This window comes from Nocardia alni (genome assembly GCF_019038435.1).
Lineage (GTDB): Bacteria > Actinomycetota > Actinomycetes > Mycobacteriales > Mycobacteriaceae > Nocardia > Nocardia alni.
This window is the reverse complement of the sequence record NZ_JAGPOX010000082.1, coordinates 18,333-42,008: the sequence shown is the minus strand read 5'-3', so window position 1 is coordinate 42,008 and position 23,676 is coordinate 18,333. Positions and strand designations below refer to the sequence as shown.

Genomic DNA, 23,676 nt, shown 5'->3' with positions numbered 1-23,676 from the left:
TCCGTCGTCGGCAGCGTCAGATTTGTATAAGAGACAGGAACGGCCTGGGGATCGTTCGCCGGGAGGGCCGGTTCGCCCGGTTTCGCCGGTTGATCCGGGATGGCCTGAGTGCTGAGAAGTCCGGGCGCCCAATGCTGTATCCCGGCGACGATGCCGTCCTGGACGGAAGGCTGCGGCGGAACCGCCGCGGGGTCACAGGGGTTCGGCCTCGGTGGCGGGCAGAAGATGCCGCAGGGGATCGGCGGCAGACCCGGGATGTTGATCACCAACTGGGTCGGCGGGAGGGCCTGTGCCCGGGGGGACTTCGGCTCGGCGGGGGTGGCCGGCGTCGTTCCCGTCGCATCGGTCGCTCCGGTGCCCCCGGGCATGGAACCCGGCGGGACGAGGTCGGGGGAGATGCTCACCTGTGTCGGCGTGCCGCCGGTCTTGTAGGCGTTGGACCAGCTCAGCACCTCCGAGGCATAGGACAGGGAGTTGTTGTAGCGCAGCACCGCCCGCAGTTCCTGCGACGGGTCGCGCAGATCCAGCCCGCCCGAGCACAGGTACTTGCCCGCGGCGAGGGTGGCGTCGAAGACGTTGTTGGGGTCCGGATGTCCGCTGCCGCGGCCGTCGGAGGCGTACTTGGCCCAGGTGCCGGGCAGGAACTGCATCGGGCCGATGGCGCGCACATACGCGCCGTCGGAGGCCTTGATGACCTCGTTGCCGGGCAGGGTGCCGTCCAGCGAGGGACCGTAGATGACTCCGACCGTGGTGCCGTTGGCGTCGGTGCGGCCGCCCCCGGCGTGATTGGATTCGACCTTGCCGATACCGGCCAGCAGATGCCAGCTCAGCCCGCAGTTCGGATCCGAGGATTGCAGCGCCAGTTCGGCATTGCGGTACGCGGCCAGCACGAGTTCGGGGATGCCGAAGGCCCCGGCGCCACCCGGTAGCGAAAGCTCCTGCAGCGGTACCGTGCCGCCGAACAATGGGAGGCCGTCGGGCGACTCGGCCATCGCGCGGAGTTTGCGAGGGGCTTCGGGCGCGGCGGGAACCAAGCCCACCTCGTCGTCGGATGTCGCCGCGGTGGTGTCGGATGTCGCCGCCAGCTGGGGTTCGGCCGTCGCGGAGGTGGTGGGGTGCGCGACGGTGTCCACCGCCGAGCCCGAGGCCACCAAACCCGCTACCATCAGCGCCGATACGGTCACAGGTCCCGATATACGCATCGGCACACCAACCCTTCTCGTCGTATGAGTGGCCGGAGCACAAGCGGCCGCTCGCGACCAACGTGATCCAGGTTACCCACCGGTCATCTAGTTGTTATCGAGATTTGCGGTCAGTTGTCGCCTACCTGCGGCGAAATCGGTACCCGAAACCTCTTTCGATCGGTACTGTCCTTCGCCCTTGCTAGGTTAGGGGCCATTGGCGTCAGTGGTATCGATAGACTCGCCCTGAAAACCAGATCCCGAGGAGTCACGCATGCCAACCCGCCGTTCGGTGCTCGCCGTCCCGGGCAGTAACCCCCGGATGATCGAGAAGGCCAAGGGATTGCCCGCGGACGAGATCTTCCTCGACCTGGAGGACGCGGTGGCCCCGGCGGCCAAGGCGGCAGCTCGGGCAACGATCGTCGCGGCGCTGAATTCATCCGGCTGGGGTCGCCAGATCCGGGTGGTGCGGGTCAACGACTGGACCACCGCGTGGACCTACGCCGATGTGATCGCCGTGGTCGAGGGCGCGGGCGCGAATCTGGACGCGATCCTGCTGCCCAAGGTGACCGATGCCGGTCAGGTGCGTGCGCTGGATCTGCTGCTGACCCAGCTGGAGAAGGTCTGCGGGCTCGAGATCGGCCGCATCGGCATCGAGCCGCAGCTGGAGAACGCCCTGGGACTGCGCAATATCGACGAGATCGCCACCGCGAGCTCGCGAGTGCGGACGCTGGTGTTCGGGCCCGCCGATTTCATGGCCAGCATCAATATGCGCACGCTGGTGGTCGGCGAACAGCCCGAGGGCTACGACACCGGCGACGCTTATCACCACATTCTGATGACCATCCTGCTGGCCGCCCGCGCGCACGGCCTGCAGGCGATCGACGGTCCGTATCTGCAGATCCGCGATCTGGACGCGTTCCGCCGCTCGGCCGCGCGCACCGCGGCCCTGGGTTTCGACGGGAAATGGGTGCTGCATCCGACCCAGATCGAGGCCGCCAACGAGATTTTCAGCCCGCGCCAGGTCGATTACGATCGCGCGGAGGAGATTCTCGACGCCTACGCCTATCACACCTCGGCCGATGGCGGCGCCCGCGGCGCGGTCATGCTGGGCGAGGAGATGATCGACGAGGCCAGCGCGAAAATGGCTCAGGTCGTGGCCGAGAAGGGCCGCGCGGCGGGAATGACGCGAACCACGCGTTTCGTAGCACCCGCAACAACGGCCAACTAGCATGATGGAGTTATGACGAACCCGCTCGGGAACCCGAACCGTAATCGGCCGGGTCTGCCGACCCCGCCGTCCGGCTGGCCGGTCGGGTCGTACCCGACCTACGCCGAGGCACAGAAGGCCGTCGACTTCTTGGCCGACAACCAATTCCCGGTGGAAAACGTGACCATCGTCGGGGTCGACCTGATGCAGGTCGAACGGGTGCTCTATCGGCTCACCTGGGGCAAAGTCATTGGCGGCGGCGTGATTTCGGGTGCCTGGCTGGGCCTGTTCCTGGGTTTGCTGCTGAGCCTGTTCACCAGCGGCGGCGCGATCGGCCCGCTGATCGTCGGCCTGGTCGGCGGCGTGATCTTCGGCCTCATCTCCGCCTCGATCCCCTACGCCGCCACCCGCGGGCAGCGCGACTTCGCCTCCACCATGCAGTTGGTCGCCGGTCGCTACGACGTGCTGTGCGAGCCGAAGGCCGCCGAACAGGCCCGCGACATGCTCGCGCGGCTGGCCATCTGATCCATGGATGTGCTTGACTCCGTCCGGGCGTCGGTGCTGTCGCATTTCGATGTGTCGTCGGCGAATTCGGCCTCGGTGACCTTTCTCGGACTCGAACCGATCGAGATCATGCGCATCCCCGAGGGCAATTTCCTGCATTACGTCACCCTCGGCGGCGCGCGGCGTCCGATGACGGATCCGGCTGCGGCCGTGGTGGATTCCGAACGCGGACCGCGCGCCGAACTGGTGATGACGTTACGCGCACGCCGTACCCCGCACGCCGGCCTCACCCGCGCACTGGGCGTCCTGATCGCCTCGCCCGCTGTGGAAGGCATTGTGCTGCAAACCGATGCGCTGCTGGACCTGGGGGAGTCCCTGTGGGCCGACGCGCCCTTCACCGCAGCCCTGCTCGGCCAGAGCGATATACCGGACCTACCGCTGCCCGAACCGGCCGACCCCGTGCGCTTCCTGTCGGTCGCGCCGATCACCGCGACCGAGGCCGCGTGGGTCCGCCTTCGCGGTGCGTCGGCCCTGCGTGAGGCATGGTCCGAGGCGGGCATCGATATCCGCGACCCCGACCGGGGCGCGGCGAGTCTCTGAGCTGATTCGCCGGCCTGCCTCTCCGGTGATTTTCGGCGCCTGCGGGCACGTCGGCGCGATATCTCGACACGACAACTGATTTCGTGCCTGTACGGGTAACTTGCCGGGAGCGGGCTGACTCGGCCACACGTTTACCGCCGGTCGCCAACGGAACCGGGCGTGACTCGCAAGTCTGGCCTGAGGCGCGCAGAGGCGGGCCAGCGGGCAATATGGACACGGTGCGCATCGATCTTCATACCCACAGCACCGCGTCGGACGGTACCGACAGTCCGGCGGATCTGGTCCGAAAGGCCCAGGTGAGCGGCCTGGACGTGGTCGCGATCACCGACCATGACACCACGGCGGGGTGGGCCGAGGCCCTGGACGCGTTGCCGTCGGGGATGTCGCTGGTGCGGGGGATGGAGATGTCGTGTCAGGGGATGGGTGAGGACGGCTGGCCGGTGCCGGTGCATCTGCTGGCGTATCTGTTCGATCCGGCCGACGTGGCCTTCGCCGCCGAACGTGAGCGGCTGCGTGCCGAGCGGGTGACCCGGGTGCGGGCGATGGCCGAGCGGATGGCCGCGGACGGGCTGCCGGTCGATCCGGAGACCGTGCTGGCCTCTGCGGGCCCGGCGGCCGGGCGTCCGCATCTGGCGCGCGCACTGGTCGCCGCCGGGGTGGTGCCGACGGTGGACGCGGCGTTCGTGAAGCTGCTGGCCCCGCGCGGGCGCTATTACGCCGAGAAGGCCGACACGCCGCTGCACCGCGCGGTCGAGATGATCACCGCCGCGGGAGGTGTGCCGGTCGTGGCGCACGCACGGGCGCGCAAACGAGGTCGGCTGCTGGCCCTGGACGAGATCCGTGACCTGGCTGGGATCGGGCTGGGCGGGCTGGAGGTCGACCACCCGGATCACAGTGCGGCCGATCGCACGGTCCTGCGTGAGCTGGCCGCCGAGCTGGGGCTGCTGACGACCGGTTCATCGGACTACCACGGCGCGAACAAGACCATCCGGCTGGGTGAATTCACTACGGATCCAGCGCAATTCGAGAAACTCGCCGGTAAGGCGACCGGGGTGCCGGTGGTGTCGGCATGAGGTCTCGGGTCGGGGTGCGCCCGATGGAGGTGGCGTGAGGGTGCTGCGTGGGCTCAGCGGTGCGATTGCCGCGGGGATGGTGGTGTTGACAGTGGTGGTGGCCGGTTCGGCGGTGGTCGGCGGGCTGCGCGGGTATCCCGGACCGGGCATGAGCATGGTGGCCTGGCATATCGGGTTGTCGGTGGTGGCCGTGACTGCCCAGGTATACACAGACAGGCGTCGAGCTTTGGCCGCCTTTTCTGGGGCACTGGTCGTTTTTGTGGCGGCAGGTTATCTATTGGTTACGCAATGGTGGAATTAAACCCCCTGTAATAGTTGCGTCCAGGTGAATTGTGGCCGAACCTTATTAATCGTGACCGAGATCGAGTCCGACGTACTGGTGTTGGGGGGTGGTCCCGCGGGGGTGTGGTCGGCGCTGGCCGCAGCACGTGCCGGCGCACGCGTGGTCTTGTTCGACAAGGCACGGTGCGGTGCCAGCGGACCGACCGCGAAAGGCAGTGTCTCGCTCTGGCATATCCCGCCCGGTGCGGCCCACGCGGAGGCGGTGGCGCGCGGATTCGCCGACGGCGGGCGGCTCGGTGATCCGGAATGGATGGTGCGGCTGCTGGCCGAAACGCACCGTCAGGTCGAAGAGTTGATCCGCTGGGGGTATCACATTCCACCGGATTACACCGGGAAGCCGGTGCGGATCAGCCTGGACGGGGCACGATACCTGGCTCGGATGCGTCGGCGCCTGGTGCTGTCCGGGGTGCGGATCTTCGATTACCACCCGGCGCTCCAGTTGCTCACCGACGCCGAGGGCGTGGTGACCGGTGCGGCGGGTGTCCAGGTGGGCAATGGATTTCGCGGCTGGTCCGCGCGCGCCGGGGCCGTGGTGCTGGCGACCGGCGGATGTGCGTTCCGTTCCGGGGGTGCGGGGACCGATGTCGACACCGGCGACGGGCTGCTGATGGCCGTCGAGGCCGGTGGCGAGCTGTCCGGAATGGAGTTCTCCAGTGCGTACTCCCTGGTCCCGGCTCAGGCTCGGGAGGCGGCCGGAGCGCCGTGGACGGCCGGGACGGCGCCGTGGATGGACGGATCGGCGTCGAGGGGGTCCGGGGGTCCGGGACGAGCGAGAGGGTCCTTCACGACATTGACCGACGAATCGGGCACGGTATTCGACGATGCCGGATCTGCTTCGTGGGCACAGGCTTTCGCGGCGATAGCCGATGGTCGGCGGGTCTACGCGTCCTGGTGCGATTCCTCTCAGGACGTCTCGCGAGTCCCGCTGCGCGCCGTACTGCAGGGCACCGTGCGCGGCGCCGGCGGTGTGCGCCTGGCCGGATTCGACTGTGCCACTACAGTTCCCGGACTGTTCGGTGCGGGCGAGGTGACCGCCCGCGAGCCGATCACCGGCGCGGTCGGCGGGCTCGACGGCCACGGCGGGGCCTGGGCGATGACGTCGGGTTCGTGGGCCGGCGCGAGCGCGGCCCGGTTCGCGCGCGGACGCGGACGCCTCGGTGCGGTGCGGGCGGTGCCCGGCGCGGGACTGCACCACATGTCGGGCATCGATCCGCGCGCGGTGGTCGGCCTGGTACAGGAGCACACGCTGCCGCTGCGGCGCAGCTACTGGCGCAGCGCCGGGAGCCTGCGCGACAGTATCGCCGAATTGGACGCCATCTGGCCCGCCACCGAATTCGATCTGGGCGGCAGCGGCCCGGGCAGGGTCCACGCCCGGGAGGCCGCGGCGCTGCTGGCGGTGGCGCGGTGGACCAAGTACAGCGCCCTGGCCCGCACCGAATCACGCGGTGTGCATCGCCGCACCGACTACCCGGCGTCGGGGGACAGTTGGTGCCGGATGTTGTCTACCGGCGGCCTGGAATCGGTATGGGTGCGCGCGCGGCAGTGCGAACCGATCCCGGCACAGCCGTCCGACCTCGCCCCGGCCTGATATCGCCGCTTTGCTCACTCCTGCCGGTCGCGTCCGGTGCGACAGTTCACCGACCGGGCGTTCTCATCCGCGAGTCTTCACTAACTCGACGGTAATTCCCGTCACCTACTGTCGGGAGATGGTACGAATGGTCCACCTCGCGCGGGCGCGCCGCACCTCGCAGGAGGGGTGGTGATTTGGCAAGTCCTCGACCTACTGGCAGAATGTTCGGGATCCCGGCCGATGCCACCGCCCGGTCCGGGATGTTGGTGAACGGCGATCCGTGACGCACGGCTCCGGTCCGCGGATCACCCGCCGGGTCAACCCACCCCGGTGGCTCCGCAAGTTCCGCCGCCTTACCGTCCCCCATACGCTCTGCCCGGACAACCCTCCGGATCGGATTCGCGGATCTGTTTCGCTATATGCTGATCATGTCTTGTAATCCGTTGTGTGACTTGCCCTGATGTAACTACTGAACAGTATTTTCGGACAGGCGTGAGCACCCGTGAGTAACTCGGCTGTAAAGCCGAAAACCCCTATTTCCCATACCCGACGGTAACCGTCCCCCGGTTTAGACCGCACCGAGCAGGAGTGAAATCGTGTCATCTGTGACTGACGCACCGAATGCAACTGCCAACCTGTCCGAGATTACGCATGATGAGATTTTCGCCGGCCATCTCGGAGGCAAGCTCTCGGTAGAACTCAGCGCACCCCTGGACTCGCAGCGCGATCTGTCCATTGCCTACACCCCGGGCGTGGCGCAGGTGAGCCGGGCCATCCACGCCGATGCGGAGCTGGCCAAGCGCTACACCTGGACCGACCGTCTGGTCGCCGTGGTCAGCGACGGCACGGCCGTGCTCGGCCTGGGCGATATCGGCCCGCGCGCCTCGCTGCCGGTGATGGAGGGCAAGGCGGCGCTGTTCAAGAAGTTCGCCGGGCTGAACTCGATTCCGATCGTCCTGGACACCAAGGACGTCGACGAGATCGTGGAGACCGTGATCCGGCTGCGGCACAGCTTCGGCGCGGTCAACTTGGAGGACATCTCCGCCCCGCGCTGCTTCGAGATCGAGAAGCGGATCATCGAGGCGCTGGACTGCCCCGTCATGCACGACGATCAGCACGGCACCGCGATCGTGGTGCTGGCCGCGCTCGAGGGCGCCGCCGCGGTGCAGAAGCGGGATATGTCGGGCCTGAAGGTCGTCATCTCCGGTGCGGGCGCGGCGGGTGTGGCGTGCAGCAACATCCTGCTGGCCGCCGGTGTTTCGGACGTCGTCGTGCTGGATTCGAAGGGCATCGTCAGCACCGACCGGACCGACCTGAACTCGGTCAAGGCCGAGCTGGCCGGGCGCACCAACCCGCGCGGGCTCAGCGGCGGCGCGGCGCAGGCGCTGGCCGGGGCCGATGTGTTCATGGGCCTGTCCGCGGGCACCATCGCCGAGGAGCTCATCGCCTCGATGGCGCCCGAGGCCATCGTGTTCGCGATGTCCAACCCGGATCCGGAGATCCACCCGGAGGTGGCGCACAAGTACGCCGCCATCGTGGCCACCGGCCGCAGCGACTTCCCGAACCAGATCAACAATGTGCTCGCCTTCCCCGGCGTGTTCAAGGGCGCGCTGGACGCGGGCGCGCGCCGGATCACCGAGGGCATGAAGGTGGCCGCCGCCAAGGCGATCTTCGGTGTGGTGGCCGACGAACTGGCCGCCGACAAGATCATCCCGAGCCCGCTGGACACCCGCGTGGCGCCCGCCGTGGCCGAGGCCGTCGCCGCGGCCGCGCGTGCGGAAGGCGTTGCGTAGCAATCGTTGTCATCACAGGTAAAGAGCGCCCCACGCCGCGACGGGTGGGGCGTTCTGCGATGTCCGGCGAGCCGTCCGGCAGTCGCCGGGGTCCGGTCGCGGGGACGCTGGCCGTAGCGCTGTCGGTGGTGCTGCTGTTCCTCGGCTGCGCGGCCTCCGCACCCGTCTCCGATACCGTGCGGCTGAGCCGTGCGACGGTCGCGATACCCGGCGTCGCGCCGACCCCGCCGATGGGCTGGAATTCCTGGAACAGCTACGGCTGCACCGTGAACGCGCAGGCCGTCGAGCTGGCGGCCGACACGCTGGTGGCCAGCGGGATGCGCGATGCCGGATATCGGTACGTGGTCGTCGACGACTGCTGGTTCCTGCCCCAGCGCACGTCTTCCGGTGCGCTGCAAGCGGATCCGAAGCGGTTCCCGCAGGGGATGCGGGCGCTGGCCGACTATGTGCACGCGCGGGGTCTGAAATTCGGGATCTACCAGAGCCCGAACGCACGCACCTGCGCGCAGATCGCCGGCACCTATCCGGGCAGTACGGGCAGCGCCGGACACGAGGCCGCCGATGCCCGCACCTTCGCGTCCTGGGGTGTGGACTATCTCAAATACGATTGGTGCTCACCGGATTCCGATCTGGACCGGCAGATCGACGACTTCACACGAATGCGAGATGCGTTGCGCGCCACCGGTCGTCCGGTCGTCTACAGCATCAACCCGAACAGCGACGTGCCGGAGGCGCCGCCCGGCACGATCTTCGACTGGTCCGGCATCGGCACCCTGTGGCGTACCACCAACGACGCCTACCCGGGCTGGGCGCTCGGTCAGGGACTGGCCGGGGACCAGGGCATTCGCGAGATTCTGGACACCGCCTCGTGGTGGGCGGCACGGACCGGGCCGGGTCACTGGGCCGATCCGGATATGCTCGCCGTCGGCGTCGCCGGTGTGGCCGGCACCGCCTACCCGGGACTCACACCCGCCGAGGAGCGCACCCAGTTCGGCATGTGGTCGCTGCTGGCCGCCCCGCTGATCGCCGGTAATGCGCTGCCGTACATGGATGAGACGACCTGGCGGCTGCTGACCGATAGAGATGTCATTGCCGTGGACCAGGATCCGCTCGCCGCGCCTGCCACCGTGGTGCCCGGAACCGGCGGAAAAGTCTGGCGTAGAACGCTATCGGATGGATCGATGGCGGTGGCGTTGTGGAACAGCGGTGATGCCGATGCGCGGATATCTATTTCACTGGCGGATCTCGGGCTGCCCGCGGGGAATGGTTACCTCGCCCGAAATCTGTGGACCGGAACACGGACGACAGTGGGGAATTCGATCGGCGCGCAGGTATCGGCGCACGACACCGTACTTCTGCGGATCGGTCCGATTCGGGCGAGTTGAGAATTACCGTCGGGCTTTTCGAAATAATGAACGTCGAAGTGTCGACGCGGTTTCAATTACGGGAACGAATGGTGTGTTGATATCAGTGACGGAGCTCCAGAGAACGCCGCAGCGGGTTCGTCGGTGCGGAAGCCGAGACGATCGGTTCGGTGGTCTGCGAATCCGATTGCGTTAGTTGAAGGCGTGCCGCACCGGTGGTCAGGGCGGGGCTCGCATCGACCCGCAGTGTCAGGACGAAGACCGCGCCGACGCCCTCGATCGGTTCGGCGCACACCAGGTCGCCGCCATGCGCGCGGGCGATACCGCGGGCGATCGGCAGGCCCAGTCCCGACCCCGAGGAACGGATCTCGCGCGCGGGGTCCAGGCGGACCAGGCGGTCGAAGATGCGCTCCCGGTCGGCTCGCGGGACCCCGGGGCCGGTATCGGCGATGACGACCCGAGCGACATCACCGTGCACGCCGACGCGCACCGTGACCCGGCCACCATCGGGCATGGCGTGGCAGGCGTTGCCGAGCACGTTCACCAGGATCTGACCGATTCGTTCGGGGTCGGCCGTCACCCGCGCGGGCACGCCGTCGAGCTGGAATTCGACGCTCGGGTGCAGCATCCGCACCCGATCCACCTGTACCTGGGTCAGCTCGTACAGGTCCAGTGATTCGCTGTGCAGTTGCAGGCCGGCGTCGATGCGGGCCATATCGAGCAGATCGTCGACCAGTCGCCCGGCCCGCTGCGCCTCCCGGGCCAGCAGCAGATACATCCGCTGGGTTTCCTCGGCATCGGCGTCGGCCCGCTGGTGCAGGACGGCCTCGGCGATCGCTCGGATTCCGGCGACCGGGGTGCGCAGCTCGTGCGCGGCGTCGCCGACGAAGGCCCGCAGCTGCCGCTCGGACGCGCGGGCCCGCGCCTCGGCGCCCTCGAGCGCGTCCAGCATCTCGTCGAAAGCGCCGGCGGTGCGGCCGAGTTCGGTATTCGTCCGGGCGGGGGACAGACGGCGGCCGCGATGCCCGCGGGCGATATCGCGGGCCAGCAGCGTCATCGAATCCAGCGGCGCCAGCGCGCGCCGCACACCGAACCACAGGCCGCCCGCGATCAAGACCAGGGCCACGGTGATCGCCCCGACGATCACCCACACCAGCTCCTGCTGGATCTTGGCCAGCAGCGGCATATCCACCTGGAGGGTCAGCCGGGCGCGATTCACCGGGCCCCGGCCGACCAGCACGATCCGGCGCGTCATGCCCACGTTCTCGGCCTCACGGCGCGGGACGAGGCTGCCGTAGGCACGGCCGTCGGTCAGTACCAGCCGCGCACGCACCGAGCGGTTGTCGACCCGGGCGATCAGCTCGCCGGGCGGGGTGTGCTGCTGGGCGAGCTGGCGGGCCAGCTGCGCCCGGTCGGTGATCGTGTTCTGCTCGGTACGAGTGACCACGAACGCGAACAGGCTGTGCACGGCGAATCCGACGACCAGCAGCGCGATCCCGGAAACGATCGCGGCGGTGAGGGTTACCCTGCGGCGTAGCGATACCGTCTTCATCGGTCCCCGGCGCGTAACGCGTATCCCATACCGCGCACGGTGTGCAGCAGGCGCGGGCCGTGCTCCTCGAGTTTGCGGCGCACCGCGCTCACGTACACCTCCACCAGATTCGGGTCGTAATCCTCGTAACCCCATACCGCGGTGAGGATTTGGGTCTTGGTGACCACCTGGTCGCGATGCGCGGCCAGATAGGTCAGCAGTTTGAATTCGGTCGCGGTCAGGGTAACGGTGTTGTTGCCGCGCTGCACGATGCCCGAATCGACGTCGACGACCAGATCGGCGATCGTGATCTTGGTCTGTAGTTTGCCCATCCGCCGCAGCAGCGCCTCCACCCGGGCCACGAGTTCGGTCAGATCGAACGGTTTCACCACGTAGTCGTCCGATCCCGCGCGCAGCCCGCGCACCCGGTCCTGGACGCCATCCCGGGCGGTCAGCATCACCACCCCCGCCGCGCAGTGCGCCCGCACCGACTCCAGCAGGACGAAGCCGTCCCGCCCGGGCAGCATCACATCGAGCACCACGACATCGGGCCGGAACTGCGCCAGATCGCGCTCGAGCTGCGCGCCGTCGGGGCGCGCCAGCACCTCGTGACCGGCCGCACCCAGTCCCGACGCCACCGCGGCCCGGATCGCGTCGGCGTCTTCGATGATCATGATTCGCCCGCTCTGCACACAGACATTCTTGCTGCTCCGCGCTGAGGATTGGCTGAAAGTCCCGTGTGCGCGCTCTCGAGACGGCCGGTTTTCGGCCGATACTCGGTGCATGGCCAGCCAATCAGCACAGTGGACGCACACCGCGCGGGTGCTGCGCCGTGCGGGTTTCGGTGCGACCGGAGCCGAGATCGACGCGACGCCGGATCCGGTGGGGTATCTGCGCGCCGCGCTCGCCGGTGATCCGGAGGCCGATCCGGGCGCGCGGGCCACCCCGATGCCGCAGTTCACGACGCCGACGCCGCCGGGCAAGAACGCGACCGTCCAGCAGCGCAAGCAGCACGGCGCCGAGATCGGTCAGCAGCTCGACGCACTCACCGTGTGGTGGATCCGGCGCATGGCGGCGGTGCGGGTTCCGGTCCGGGAGAAGCTGACCCTGTTGTGGCACAACCACTTCGCCACATCGGCCAGCAAAGTGCGCAGCGCCGCGGAGCTGGCCGGGCAGAATCGGACGCTGCGCACGATGAGCGCCGGGGACTTCTCACAGCTGGCCTACGCGATGCTCACCGATCCGGCGATGCTGCGCTGGCTGGACGGCAACGCCAGCACGGCCAAGGCGCCCAACGAGAACCTCTCGCGCGAATTCATGGAGCTGTTCGCGCTCGGGCACGGCAACGGATACACCGAAACCGATGTGCGCGAGGGGGCCCGGGCGCTGACGGGCTGGGTCGTCAAGGACGGCGGCGCGGTCTTCGAGCCCGAACGCCACGATACGGGCACGAAAACCCTTCTGGGCGTGACGGGTCCGCTGGGTACGAAGGAATACTGCGATATCGTGCTCGGCCGCCCGGAGTCGGCGAAATATGTGTGCGGGCGGATGTGGCAGCAGCTGGCCTCGAACGATCCGGCCTCACCGGCGGCGCTGGATCGCCTCACCGCCGCTTACGGTCCGGGCCGGGATCTGGGCGCGCTGACCACTGCGATACTCACCGATCCCGAATTCACCGGTGCGCGCGATACCGTCGTGCACGCCCCGGTGGAATGGCTGATCGGGGCGGTGCGCGCGTTCCGCGTGCCGCTGAGCGAGGACACCGATGCGCGGCACGTCGCCGGGGTACTGCGCACCCTGGGCCAAGTGCCGTTCTACCCACCGGATGTGGGCGGCTGGCCCAGTGGGCAGGCGTGGATGTCGACCGCCGCCGCGCAGATTCGGCTTTCGGCGATCACCTCCCTGCTGAAAAAGGCCGATCTGTCGGCGATTTCGAGCGCGGGTACCAGCGATCGCATCGATGTCGTCGGTCATCTGCTCGGCGTCGGCGCGTGGTCCGACCGCAGCGCCAAGGTGCTGGGGACGGCTGTGAACAGCCCGCCCCGCCTGGCCGCCATCGCCGTGAACACGCCCGAATACCTGACCAGCTGAGGACGAATCGCCATGACTCGAGTCAGTCGCAGACAATTCATCGTCGGCTCCAGCGTGCTGGGCGCGCTCGGGGTGCTGGGCGCCTCCGCGATCACCTGGGACGAATTGCAGCACCGCGCGAGCGCAACCCCGCTGGCCGCGGGGTCGGGAATCCTGGTGGTGCTCACGCTCTACGGCGGCAACGACGGCATCAACACCGTGATTCCCTACGCCGACAACGCCTATCACGACGCTCGTCCCGAATTGTCCTACCGCCCGGAGGAAGTGCTGCACCTGGACTCGCAGCTCGGCCTCAACCCGGCGATGAAGGGCATGGCAGGTCTGTGGAACAGTCACAACCTGGCCATCGTGCGCGGCGTGGGCTATCCGAAACCGGATCACAGCCACTTCCGTTCCATGGAGATCTGGCAGACCGCCGTCCCGGACGACCCCTCGCCCACCGGCTGGATCGGCCGTTGGCTGGACGCGACCGGCGAGGATCCGCTGCGTGCGGTGAATATCGGTTCGGTGCTGCCGACGCTGGCCATCGGCGCGAAACACACCGCGTCGGCGCTGGATCCGGCGTCCGCTCCGCTGACCTCGGCGATGCGGGCGGAGCTGGCCGCGCTGGCCATATCCGATCCGCGGGACAGTGCCGCACAGGGTTTCGTGTGCGGCGGGTATCGCTCGGAACAGACCGTGTCGCAGACGTTCTCGAAGGTCGAGTCGGACCGGACGAAGCGAGGCGCGAATTCACTGGGTGCGCAACTGAATCTGGTCTCCCAATGTATCAAGGCCGGTGTGCCGACCCGGGTGTACTCGGTGAGTCTGGGCGGCTTCGACACCCACGCCGGCGAACGCGAGACCCAGCAGCGACAGCTGGGCCGGGTAGATGAGGCGGTCTCCGGATTCCTGCGCGATATGGCCGGGCATCCGCGCGGGCGTGACGTGGTGCTGCTGGCGTACAGCGAATTCGGCCGCCGCGTACGCGCCAACGCCTCGCAGGGCACCGACCACGGCACCGCCGGGCCGGTCTTCGTCGCCGGCATGCCGGTCAAGGGCGGCTTCTACGGCGACGAGCCCAGCCTCACCGACCTCGACGACGGTGATCTGAAGTCCACCGTCGACTTCCGCGACATCTACAACGAGCTGTTGCGGCGGGTGGTCTCCACCGATCCGGGGCCGGTGGTCGGCGCCGGTCGCCGCGATCTCGGCCTGATCGCCTGATCCGGACCAGCTATGCCTGCATTATGCAGGCATAGACGCTAGACTGACATCATGGCAGTGGCGATCACCATCCGCAACGTCCCCGAGGGCATCCGGGACGAGCTCGCCGCGCGCGCGGCGAGTCAGGGCCGCTCGCTGCAGGAGTTCCTGATGCAGCAGCTCATCGAGATCACTACGCACCCTCCGCTGGAGGATGTCGTCACTCGCGCGCGTGCTCGCGTGCGTGCCGCGCGCACCGAGCTGAGCCGGGAGGACATCCTCGCCGCGCGCGACGAGGACAGACGATGACGGTCGTTCCCATCCGTCGCGGGATGCCGACCCGTCCCGCGGCCGTCGTCGACGCCTCGGCCGTGGTGGCATTGCTCGTCGATTCGGGTCCGGTCGGCGAATGGGTCAGCGAGGTCGCCGAGGGGCGCATGCTGTTCGCCTCCGATCTGATGCCCTTCGAGGTCACGAACGTCCTGCGCCGCAATCGGCTGGCGGGGTTGATCGACGAGACGACCGCGAACCTCGCCCATGCCGACATGCTCGACATGGTGATCTTTCTCGACCCGTATTACGCGGTGGCCGAACGCGTCTGGGCGTTGCGCGAGAATGTCACCGCGTACGACGCCGCGTACGTCGCGATCGCGGAGGCCAGGGGGATACCGCTCATCACGCTCGACGAGCGCCTGGCCCGGGCGTCCGGGCCCACCTGCGAGTTCCTCACCCCGGTGTCCGCGGCCTGATTTCCACCCCGGGTCCACCTGCGGGTGGTGGGTGGAGGCATCGGCGTCGGCGACCGTAGAGCTATGAACATGCAGCATGCGGTGCTCGAAGGCATTGTGGTCGTCCTGGTGCTCGGACTCGTCGTCTACCGGCAGACCAGGTGGCAGGTCCTGGATATCGGGCGGATCTGGCGCGGTCCGATCATCCTCGCGGTGATCGGGGTCGTGGAGGCCAGGACCGCGCTGTCCGGGGCGACGTTCGGTACGACGGCGGTGGCGCTGCTCGCGCTGGAGGCGGTGCTGAGCGTGGCGGTCGGCGTGGGCATGGGGATGCTGTCGCAGTTCCGGTGGGCCGAGGGCACGTTGCAGGCCCGCACCGGACTGGTCGGATCGCTGCTGTGGTTCGTCATGCTGGCGCTGCGCCTGGGTGTGGACGTGTGGGCCTCGGCGGGCGGCGCGAAGATCGTGGCCTCGGCCGGTTTCATCCTGCTGATGCTGGCGCTCAACCGCGCGGGGCGCAGCCTGGTGCTGCTGCGGCGTGCCGAGCGGATGCGCCCGGTCGCGGCCGGTTCCGCGGGTACGGCAGACTGGATCCGATGACCACCCCCCTGTCGACGAACGGCCTGTCCAGGCTGCTGCGCCTGATCGGGCTCGTCGCCGTGGTGTTGTCCTCGCTGAGCGTCCCGCTGTGGCATCACCCGTGGCTCGCCGCGGGCGCGGTCCTGTCGTGGGCCGGGTGGGCGGTGTGGGCGCTGGCGCCTGCACTGACGCCTGTGACGGTGCGGCTGTGCGTATTCGCCCTGGCGATCGGTGGTGGTCTGACGGGCGTCCGGGTGCCAGGGTCGGCCATCTCCGCACTGGTGGCCCCCGCCTCCGCCCTGGCGATGGTGGGGGAGACGCTCTGGTTCGGGCTCGGCGTTTCGGCGCTGACCGTCGTATGCCTGGGCATCTCGATACTCACCACGCCCGGAAATGTGACGGGTGTGGTGGGCCTGCTGATCGGCTTGGTGGTGGTGGGACTGATCGGCTGGAGCCGCCGTCAGGCGCGGACCACCAGCGAGCAGAACCGGATCCTGGTCGAGCAGAGCCGGGTGATCCGCGACGAGCGGGACCGCGCCGCGGCCATGGCCGAGCGCGGACGGCTGGCCCGCGACATCCACGACGTGCTCGCGCACACCCTGGGCGGGCTGGTGCTGCAACTCGACGCCGCCGACGCGCTGCTCGAGGCCGGGGATGTGCAGCGAGCGGCCGAACGGGTCAAGGCCTCCCACAAGTTGGCCGTATCGGGACTGGATGACGCTCGGCGCGTGGTGAACGCGCTGCGCGCCGAGAGATTCGATCTCTCCGGTGAGCTCGAGCGTCTGCTGCAGGATCATCGCGCGGTGGGCGGGCAGGTGCGGCTGCACGCCGATGTCGAGTTGCGAGGCGTGGACGAGCAGGTGGCGGTCGCGCTCACCCGAGCGGTACAGGAGGTGCTGACCAACGCCCGCAAACATGCGCCCGACCAGCCCGTCGCGCTCACCATCCGGGATGCGGATGCCGGGTTCCTCGAGATCGAGGCCACCAATCCGATTGCCTCCCACTGGGTTTCCCTGGGCAGCACCGGCGCGGGGGCGGGTCTGCTCGGGATGACCGAACGCATCGCGGCGGTGGGTGGCAGTGTAGAGGCGGACAGGGTGGCCGCCGGAGCCGGTGACGCCGCACGAACGGATGCCGAGGACGGGCTCTCGGCGAAGGAGGGTCGATGGTGGAGGGTGCGAATCCGAGTGCCGCGCCGGTGATCTCGGTGGTGGTGGCGGACGATCAGACCACGGTCCGCGACGGACTGGCGACCGTGCTGTCGCTGCTGCCCGATGTCGAGGTGGTCGGTGAGGCCCGCGACGGCGCGGAGGCGGTGGAGTTGGTGCGCACGCTGACCCCACGTGTGGTGCTGATGGATCTGCGCATGCCCGGTATCGACGGCGTCGCCGCCACCGCCACGATCGTCGCCGAACATCCCGAGACAGCCGTCCTGGTCCTGACCACCTACGCCGACGACGCCTCGATCGCCGGCGCGCTGCGCGCGGGCGCCCGCGGATATCTCACCAAGGACGCGGGGCGTTCCGAGATCGCCGCCGCGGTCCGCTCGGTCGCCAGCGGCCACACCACCCTCGCCGCCGACGTCGCCGGCCGTCTGGTTTCCGCGCTCGGCGCGCCCGCACAGCCCGCGCGCGCGGATCTCACCGACCGCGAACTCGATGTGCTACGTCTGATGGCCCAGGGCCGCAACAACTCCGAGATCGCCCGCGAGCTGTTCATCGGCGTCAGTACTGTCAAGAGTCATATCAATTCGCTGTTCTCCAAGCTGGACGTGCGCGACCGAGGTCAGGCCATCGCGTACGCCCATCGTGCGGGCCTCGCGGTGTGACGGCAGCCGGCCCGGGGTGCATAGTGCAACCTTAAGGTTGCCTTTTGTGGCAGGATCGGGATATGGACGATCAGAGAATCACCACACAACTGATGTTCGAGGGGAACGCCGAGGCGGCGATGAGCTTCTACGTCGGATTGTTTCCCGACGGTGAGATCCTGTCCGTGCAGCGGTACGGCCCCGGCGACCCCGGCCCGGAAGGAACGATCAAGCACGCGGCGTTCACCCTGGCGGGCCAGCGCATCCAGTGCATCGACAGCCCCGCATCCCATGCCTTCGGTTTCACCCCGGCGATGTCGCTGTTCGTCCAGTGCGCGACGAACGAGGAACTGGAATATCTCTACAACGCCCTGATAGAGGGGGGTCAAGCATTGATGCCCCTGGACGAGTACCCGTTCAGCACTCGCTACGGCTGGGTGAACGATCGCTTCGGCGTGTCTTGGCAGCTGAACTACGGCGAGGTCCGCTGAGGCGGATGCGTTGTGACCTACCCCGGCCTATCGCTGCATTCTTGTGGCCCGATCGTCCGGTTTCCGCCAGAATCGGCCGGAAAATGCAGCGGGAGGCCGGTTCTCGGACTGCCGAACCGGGTTCTCCTGCGACGAGGTTCGGCTCGGTCGGTCGCGCTGGGTACTGAAAACCGCGCGCCGCGTGGGGGCGCGCGTAGATTGCGGGCGGGGGACCCGGAGGTGGTGTATGGATCGGGCCGCGCAGGTGAGCTTTCACGATCTGGAAGTGCTGCTGGCGTTCTCCGCCACCGAACATCTCGGGCAGGCCGCCGACCATCTCGGGATGAGCGTGCCCAGTGTGCAGCGGGCGATCCGGGCGCTGGAGGACAAGCTGGGGGTGCGGCTGGTGGAGCGGGAGGGGCGGCGGCTGCGGTTGCGGAATACCGGGTGGGTGCTGGTGCGCCAGGCGGCCGGACTGTTGCGCTCGCGTGCGGATGCGGTGGACGCGGTGCTGGCGGCGGCTGGGGCGAACCTGGTGCCGCTGCGGATCGGACATACCTTCTCACTGGGGATCGCGGTGGTGCCGAGGATTGTCGCGGCGTTCCAGGAGCAGGCGACAGGGGTGCGGGTGATGCTGCGGCAGGGTGCGGCTACCGCGATCATCGCGTCGTTGCTGTCGGGCGAAGTGGACGCGGCGTTCACCTCGATCTCACCGGTCGAGCCCGATGTGCGGGTGGTGCCGCTGTTCGAGGAGCCGATGCTGCTGGCGGTGCCGACCGGGGATGCGCTGGACGCGGGGGCGGCGGTGGAGCTGAGTTCGGTGGCGGATCGGCGGTTCGTGGCGATGAGTGAGGGGTCCAACAGTCGTGGATATTTGATGAGAGCCTGTGCGCGTGCGGGTTTCACGCCGCGTATCGTGCTCGACACCGATGATCTGTTCAGTGTGACCGGGGCTGTTGCGGCTGGTATCGGTGTCTCGGTACTGCCAGGGCGGATGGGGGATTACGGGCATCCGGGGGTGGCGCTGTTGCCGCTGATCGAGACCGTGCCGACCCGGCGGACCGTCTGCCTGGCCTATCGGCGGCAACCGGGGCGAGAGGCGCAATTGCGTGTGTTGCGGGAGGTCGCGCAGCGGTATGTGGGGTTGAGGGACTTATCCACTTAGGTGTACTTGGCTACCGCTTGTCAGGTGTCCCGGATGATCGTTGGACTCAGATCGGGAAACCCGGGGCACATCAAAGTCTCCGGATTCACCGGGGCGGCTCAGCCCGGGGTCGGCAGGCGGCGTTGAAGACTCGTCCATCGAGGTGTTCTCGAATACCGCCCGTCAGGTGTCGTGGACGGTCGTTGGCTCAGGTCGGGAAATTCATGTGGGAGCCGGTGGTTTTCGGGGGCGGCGGGTGTGGGGGTAATCGTTGCGTTGGGCGTAACGATTGGGTTGGTTGGCGCTGTCGATTCGCGAGGGCGCCGATCGTACCGTTTGCCATGTGACTTCTCTCACAAGTGATTTCTGTGTCGGGTTGGTCGGACTCGCGGCGGTGCCGTTGCCGCCGCGAGTCCGGAGGGCTGCTCAGCGGACGTTGTTGAACGTTGTCGCGACGTCGGTCGGGGCGTCGGGTGAGGCGGCGGTGGATATCGCCGTTGCGCACGGTCTCGAGCATGGTGGTCAACCCGTGGTGTCCGTGCCGGGGCGTGGGGAACGGCTCGACGTGTTCGGGGCGGCGTTGGCTATCGGAATCGCCGCGCATCTGGACGATTTCGACGACACCCATCTGGCGACCGTGATTCACCCCGGGGCCGCGACGTTGGCTACCGTGCTGCCACTGGGTGCGACGCTCGGCGCATCGGGGGAGCGGGTGCTGCGTGCGTTCGCGGTCGGTTGCGAGGCGCAACTGCGGCTGGGTAATGCGATATCGCCGGAACATTACGACGCCGGTTGGCATATCACCGGCACCTGCGGGGTGGTGGGTGCGGCGGTCGCGGCGGCGGTCCTGCGCGAGCTGGACGCGACCGGACTGGAGACCGCGGTCGCGCTGGCCGCCACGCAAACTCTCGGTCAGCGGGAAGCCTTCGGCTCCATGACCAAACCCTTTCATCCGGGGCAGGCGGCGGCGAACGGACTGCTGGCCGCGCTCCTTGCCGAACGCGGATTCCCGGGCGTACCACAGATCTTCGAGCGCCCGGGCGGATTCTTCGCCGCCCTCACCACCCAGGCGCATCCGGAACAACTCCTCGACGGGCTCGGCGAGCGCTGGGAACTGGAGAAGAACACCTTCAAGCCGTATCCGTGCGGGATCGTCAGTCATCCCCTGATCGATGCGGCGGTGGCGGCCGCGGTGCGGATTCCGAATCCCCAACGGGTACAGAGAATCACCGCTCACTGCCACCCGCTAGTGGTGGACCTGATGGGCCGCATCCAACCCGCCGACGGACTCCAGGCACGATTCAGCGCCGCACATACCATCGCCGCCGCACTGGCCGACGGGGAACTGACACTGCGGCAGTTCCGAGACGAGCGAGTAACCGCCGACGACCTCCGGCGCCTACGCGCGGCCGTACGCTTCGAAACCGATCCGGAAATCCGCCGCGACGAGGCCCGCCTGACGGTCCACCTGGACAACGGCACCGAAATCACCGAATACGTCGAACACGCCCGAGGCAGCCTGGCCCGCCCCCTCACCGACGCGGAACTGACAGCCAAGGCCCGCAACCTGATCGAGGACGTCCTCCCCGGCCGCACCGACCGCATAATCGCCGCGACCGCCCTGGACACCCCAGACGGACTGACCCCCCTGATCAATGCGATAACACCCGAAACAACCACGGTGCCAGCAGAATTCGATACCGAAGCGATACCCTCCTCCGAAGCGATCCCAGCGGTAGACGAGTCCAATGCCGCAGCCGTGTCGGACGACGGACCATACACAGCCGCAGCCGGATTCAGTACCGCAGTCGTGTCCGATGACGGATCGAACGTAGCCACCGCGGTCTTCGATTCCGGTGCCGGATCCGCCGCCGTCGCATCCCCGCCCGATGGTGCTTCGGTGCCGGGCGGTGGGACGAATACTGCCGGAGCTGGATCTGGTTCTGCCGTAGCGTTCGACGAGGGATCGGAGGTCGCCACAGCCGAATTTGGTGTCGGGGCCGGTGCTGAACATGGGGCTGTCACTGCCGCCGCGCGATCCGATGTCGCCTTCGGATCTGCCGGTGCTCTCGCTGCCGAGGCCCGAGTCGATGCCGGTGGCCGGTCCGATGGTGGTTACGAATCTGGCAGCGGGCATGCTGCCGGGGCCGGAGCCGACAGTAGCGACCATGGCGCAACGGGAACGACTTCTCTGCTGGCCGGTTTCGCCGCCGGGGTTCGGGTGCCGGACGTAGCCACGGCAGAGGCTGTGCGCGCGATAGAGGTGGTCATTGCTGCGACGCCTGGTCCGGAGGTGGCGGCAATTGCCGAGGTTGCTGCTGTCGAGGGTGATTCGGGGAAAGTAGGGGTTCCGGGCCGGGCCGGGCGCTTCGGAGTCCTCTGGGCGGCCGTGCTGACCGGTGCTGCGGCATGCGGTGTCGGGGGCGAGGTGGCACACAGCACTGGTGATGTCGTCATCGTCGCTGCGGCGTTGGCGGTGGGATCTGCCGGGAGCCATACGCTCGGTGCGGTCGCTGAGGCGGTTGCCGTCGGCCGAGAGGTGGTGCGCCGCATGCACATTGCGATCGGAGTTCACCTGGGCGCGTTCGACTCGGCGACTGCGATCGGACGCCTTGGTGCGGCGGCCGCCGCCGGACGCTTGCTCGGGCTGCACCCGACCGTACTGGCGCATGCCCTCGGGATGGCCGCCACTCAGGCAGCGGGATTCGCGGTGCTTGCCGAAACCCCGGTGGGTGCACTGCAATCCGGCAAGGCTGCCGGTGACGCCGTGCAGGCGGCCTACCTGGCACGCGCGGGATTCACCGCCGCACCCACCGCCATCGAGGGCCGCCGCGGCCTCGCGGCACTGCTCGCCCCGGGTACGGCGCTCGACGGCGTCACCACCGGCCTCGGCGTCATCTGGCGATCCGTGTCGCAGGACACGGCCGCCACGTCGCCGTGGGATCTCGATCGTCCGATCGAGGAGTTCTCGAAAATCTCGCAGCCGAAAGGATAGTGAGCAATGGCTGCACCCACCGATATTCCGCCTACCGCTTTGGATCTCGCGGCGCGGATCGACCGGCTACCGGGCTGCCGCTACCTGGCGGGGCTGACCGCTCGCATCGCGCTCGGCGGGTGGTTCGAGTTCTACGAGCTGTTCCTGGCCGGGTACATCTCGCTGGGATTACTGGGATCCGGTCTGTACCAACAGAAATCGGGTGGATACTTCGATTGGTCCGGCTTCGCGGCGTTCACCGCGTCGTTCTTCGCCGGGATGTTCCTGAGCACGGTGGCGTTCAGCCGGATTCCGGACCGGTACGGCCGCCGGTCCACCTTCACCGTGTCGATGGTCGGCTATTCGGTGGCCGCACTGCTGATCGTGACCGCGCCCTCGTCGGGGTGGATCGACCTGTGGCGCTTCATCGCCGGATTCGCGGTCGGCATCCAGTTGGTCAACAACGACAGCTTCATGTCGGAGCTGGCCCCGAAGGCGATCCGCGGTCGGTACGTGGCACTCGGATTCGTCGTGATCCTCACGGCCGTGCCGATCGTGGCGCTGCTGGCGTGGCTGTTGGTGCCGCATGCGCCGCTGGGATTGTCCGGGTGGCGCTGGGTGATGCTCATCGGCGCGGTGGGCGGGCTGCTGGTGTGGTTCGCCCGGCGCGGGCTGCCGGAGTCACCGCGGTGGCTGGCCGCGCGCGGGCGGTTGGCCGAGGCCGCGACGGTCGTCGATGCGATCGAGGCGCGAGTGGTCGCGCAAACCGGTCGGCCCCTACCGGATCCGGCGCCCACGGCCGCCGAACCGGTTATCCGGGCGGGCAGTTGGCGCGAGGTGTTCGGGCGCCGGTATGGGCGGCGCACGCTGATGCTGTCGATATTCCAGTTCTGCCAGACCATCGGCGTGTACGGCTTCTCCAACTGGGCGGCGATCCTGCTGGTGCATCGCGGCCTGACAGTGGTGAATTCGCTGGGCTACAGCTTCCTGATCGCCTGGTTCACCCCACTGGGCGGCCTGCTGGCCTTCGCGGTGGCCGACAAGGTGGAACGCAAGTGGCAGCTGGCCGTCGCGGCCGCCGGAATCGGCGTCTTCGGAATGGTTTTCGCCGAGGCACGCTGGATCGGACTGGTGATAGTCGGCGGCGCGGTGGTGACGCTGTGCAGCAACTGGCTGATCGGCATCTTCCACACCTATGCCGCCGAGCTGTTCCCTACCCGGATCCGTGCTCGCGCAGTCGGATTCTCGTTCAGCTGGAGCCGGCTGAGCCAGGTGTTCGTCGGCTACTGGGTGGCCGACCTGCTCGCCGACTACGGCACGGCGGGAGTCTTCGTATTCATCGCGATCGCGATGGTTGTCGTGATCGTCGCTGTCGGCGGCTTCGGCCCGAAGACGAACGGCAAACGGCTGGAAGAGATTTCACCGTAGGGACCGGGCGCGTCACCAAAGATGAAAGTCAAGAGAGTGTAACGATCCGACGCACTCCCCGCAGATCTCCGACCAGGGTCGCACACTCGGAACGTCAACAAA

The 23,676-nt window shown here is 68.1% G+C and carries 22 protein-coding genes; 19 read left to right on the top strand and 3 right to left on the bottom strand.

Annotated features, from left to right (window positions below):
* Window positions 1–1,184, bottom strand: a 1,184-nt coding sequence (locus JZ791_RS47345) for a lytic transglycosylase domain-containing protein (protein WP_498049407.1), incomplete at its 3' end; no start/stop codon positions are given.
* A 271-nt stretch (window positions 1,185–1,455) separates the two neighbouring features.
* Here JZ791_RS47345 and JZ791_RS27295 point away from each other — a divergent pair.
* The 8 genes from JZ791_RS27295 to JZ791_RS27260 all read left to right on the top strand — a co-directional run bounded on the left by JZ791_RS27295 (window position 1,456) and on the right by JZ791_RS27260 (window position 9,658).
* A complete protein-coding gene (locus JZ791_RS27295) occupies window positions 1,456–2,412 on the top strand; it encodes an HpcH/HpaI aldolase/citrate lyase family protein (RefSeq protein ID WP_216898098.1) in 957 nt (318 codons plus the stop codon).
* A gap of 12 nt (window positions 2,413–2,424) precedes the next feature.
* The gene (locus tag JZ791_RS27290; RefSeq protein ID WP_216898097.1) at window positions 2,425–2,916 is read left to right on the top strand and encodes a YflT domain-containing protein; all 492 of its coding nucleotides are present in this window, start codon (window positions 2,425–2,427) and stop codon (window positions 2,914–2,916) included.
* Between the two features lie 3 nt (window positions 2,917–2,919).
* Window positions 2,920–3,495: a suppressor of fused domain protein gene (locus JZ791_RS27285; protein WP_216898096.1), complete on the top strand. Its 576-nt coding sequence runs from the start codon at window positions 2,920–2,922 to the stop codon at window positions 3,493–3,495.
* A 218-nt stretch (window positions 3,496–3,713) separates the two neighbouring features.
* Window positions 3,714–4,568: a PHP domain-containing protein gene (locus tag JZ791_RS27280; RefSeq protein ID WP_216898095.1), complete on the top strand. Its 855-nt coding sequence runs from the start codon at window positions 3,714–3,716 to the stop codon at window positions 4,566–4,568.
* Window positions 4,569–4,602: 34 nt separating this feature from the next.
* On the top strand, window positions 4,603–4,869 hold the full coding sequence (locus JZ791_RS27275) for a hypothetical protein (RefSeq protein ID WP_216898094.1): 267 nt from the start codon (window positions 4,603–4,605) through the stop codon (window positions 4,867–4,869).
* A gap of 51 nt (window positions 4,870–4,920) precedes the next feature.
* Window positions 4,921–6,498: an FAD-dependent oxidoreductase gene (locus JZ791_RS27270; protein ID WP_216898093.1), complete on the top strand. Its 1,578-nt coding sequence runs from the start codon at window positions 4,921–4,923 to the stop codon at window positions 6,496–6,498.
* A gap of 578 nt (window positions 6,499–7,076) precedes the next feature.
* Complete coding sequence (locus tag JZ791_RS27265) at window positions 7,077–8,273, top strand: NAD(P)-dependent malic enzyme (RefSeq protein WP_216898092.1); 1,197 nt, start codon at window positions 7,077–7,079, stop codon at window positions 8,271–8,273.
* A gap of 59 nt (window positions 8,274–8,332) precedes the next feature.
* Window positions 8,333–9,658, top strand: coding sequence for a glycoside hydrolase family 27 protein (locus JZ791_RS27260; protein ID WP_216898091.1), 1,326 nt, complete (start codon window positions 8,333–8,335; stop codon window positions 9,656–9,658).
* Window positions 9,659–9,740: 82 nt separating this feature from the next.
* Here the strand turns inward: JZ791_RS27260 and JZ791_RS27255 are convergent, their stop codons facing one another.
* Both JZ791_RS27255 and JZ791_RS27250 read right to left on the bottom strand, forming a co-directional pair.
* Window positions 9,741–11,189, bottom strand: coding sequence for a sensor histidine kinase (locus JZ791_RS27255; RefSeq protein WP_216898090.1), 1,449 nt, complete (start codon window positions 11,187–11,189; stop codon window positions 9,741–9,743).
* Window positions 11,186–11,842, bottom strand: coding sequence for a response regulator transcription factor (locus JZ791_RS27250; RefSeq protein ID WP_216898104.1), 657 nt, complete (start codon window positions 11,840–11,842; stop codon window positions 11,186–11,188). The genes JZ791_RS27255 and JZ791_RS27250 overlap by 4 nt, the downstream gene beginning before the upstream one ends.
* Window positions 11,843–11,951: 109 nt before the next feature.
* Between JZ791_RS27250 and JZ791_RS27245 the strand changes: the two genes are divergently transcribed.
* The 11 genes from JZ791_RS27245 to JZ791_RS27195 all read left to right on the top strand — a co-directional run bounded on the left by JZ791_RS27245 (window position 11,952) and on the right by JZ791_RS27195 (window position 23,574).
* Window positions 11,952–13,259 (top strand): DUF1800 domain-containing protein, encoded by a 1,308-nt coding sequence (locus tag JZ791_RS27245; RefSeq protein ID WP_216898089.1) that lies wholly within the window; start codon window positions 11,952–11,954, stop codon window positions 13,257–13,259.
* Between the two features lie 12 nt (window positions 13,260–13,271).
* Window positions 13,272–14,465: a DUF1501 domain-containing protein gene (locus JZ791_RS27240; protein ID WP_216898088.1), complete on the top strand. Its 1,194-nt coding sequence runs from the start codon at window positions 13,272–13,274 to the stop codon at window positions 14,463–14,465.
* A 51-nt stretch (window positions 14,466–14,516) separates the two neighbouring features.
* A complete protein-coding gene (locus JZ791_RS27235; protein ID WP_216898087.1) occupies window positions 14,517–14,753 on the top strand; it encodes a FitA-like ribbon-helix-helix domain-containing protein in 237 nt (78 codons plus the stop codon).
* A complete protein-coding gene (locus JZ791_RS27230) occupies window positions 14,750–15,193 on the top strand; it encodes a type II toxin-antitoxin system VapC family toxin (RefSeq protein ID WP_216898086.1) in 444 nt (147 codons plus the stop codon). Before JZ791_RS27235 ends, JZ791_RS27230 begins: the two co-directional genes overlap by 4 nt.
* A 63-nt stretch (window positions 15,194–15,256) precedes the next feature.
* Window positions 15,257–15,772: a hypothetical protein gene (locus JZ791_RS27225; protein WP_216898085.1), complete on the top strand. Its 516-nt coding sequence runs from the start codon at window positions 15,257–15,259 to the stop codon at window positions 15,770–15,772.
* Window positions 15,769–16,953 carry a sensor histidine kinase gene (locus tag JZ791_RS27220; RefSeq protein WP_216898084.1) on the top strand — a complete coding sequence of 395 codons (1,185 nt, stop codon included), beginning with the start codon at window positions 15,769–15,771 and terminating at the stop codon, window positions 16,951–16,953. Before JZ791_RS27225 ends, JZ791_RS27220 begins: the two co-directional genes overlap by 4 nt.
* Window positions 16,917–17,579: a response regulator transcription factor gene (locus JZ791_RS27215; RefSeq protein ID WP_216898083.1), complete on the top strand. Its 663-nt coding sequence runs from the start codon at window positions 16,917–16,919 to the stop codon at window positions 17,577–17,579. Before JZ791_RS27220 ends, JZ791_RS27215 begins: the two co-directional genes overlap by 37 nt.
* A 62-nt stretch (window positions 17,580–17,641) precedes the next feature.
* Window positions 17,642–18,049, top strand: a complete 408-nt coding sequence (locus JZ791_RS27210) for a VOC family protein (protein WP_216898082.1) — start codon at window positions 17,642–17,644, stop codon at window positions 18,047–18,049.
* Between the two features lie 226 nt (window positions 18,050–18,275).
* Entirely contained in the window at window positions 18,276–19,193 is a 918-nt protein-coding gene (locus tag JZ791_RS27205) for a LysR family transcriptional regulator (protein ID WP_216898081.1), read from the top strand.
* 322 nt (window positions 19,194–19,515) lie between these two features.
* Window positions 19,516–22,167, top strand: a complete 2,652-nt coding sequence (locus JZ791_RS27200) for an MmgE/PrpD family protein (RefSeq protein WP_216898080.1) — start codon at window positions 19,516–19,518, stop codon at window positions 22,165–22,167.
* A gap of 6 nt (window positions 22,168–22,173) precedes the next feature.
* Window positions 22,174–23,574, top strand: a complete 1,401-nt coding sequence (locus JZ791_RS27195; protein ID WP_216898079.1) for an MFS transporter — start codon at window positions 22,174–22,176, stop codon at window positions 23,572–23,574.
* Window positions 23,575–23,676: the final 102 nt, after the last annotated feature.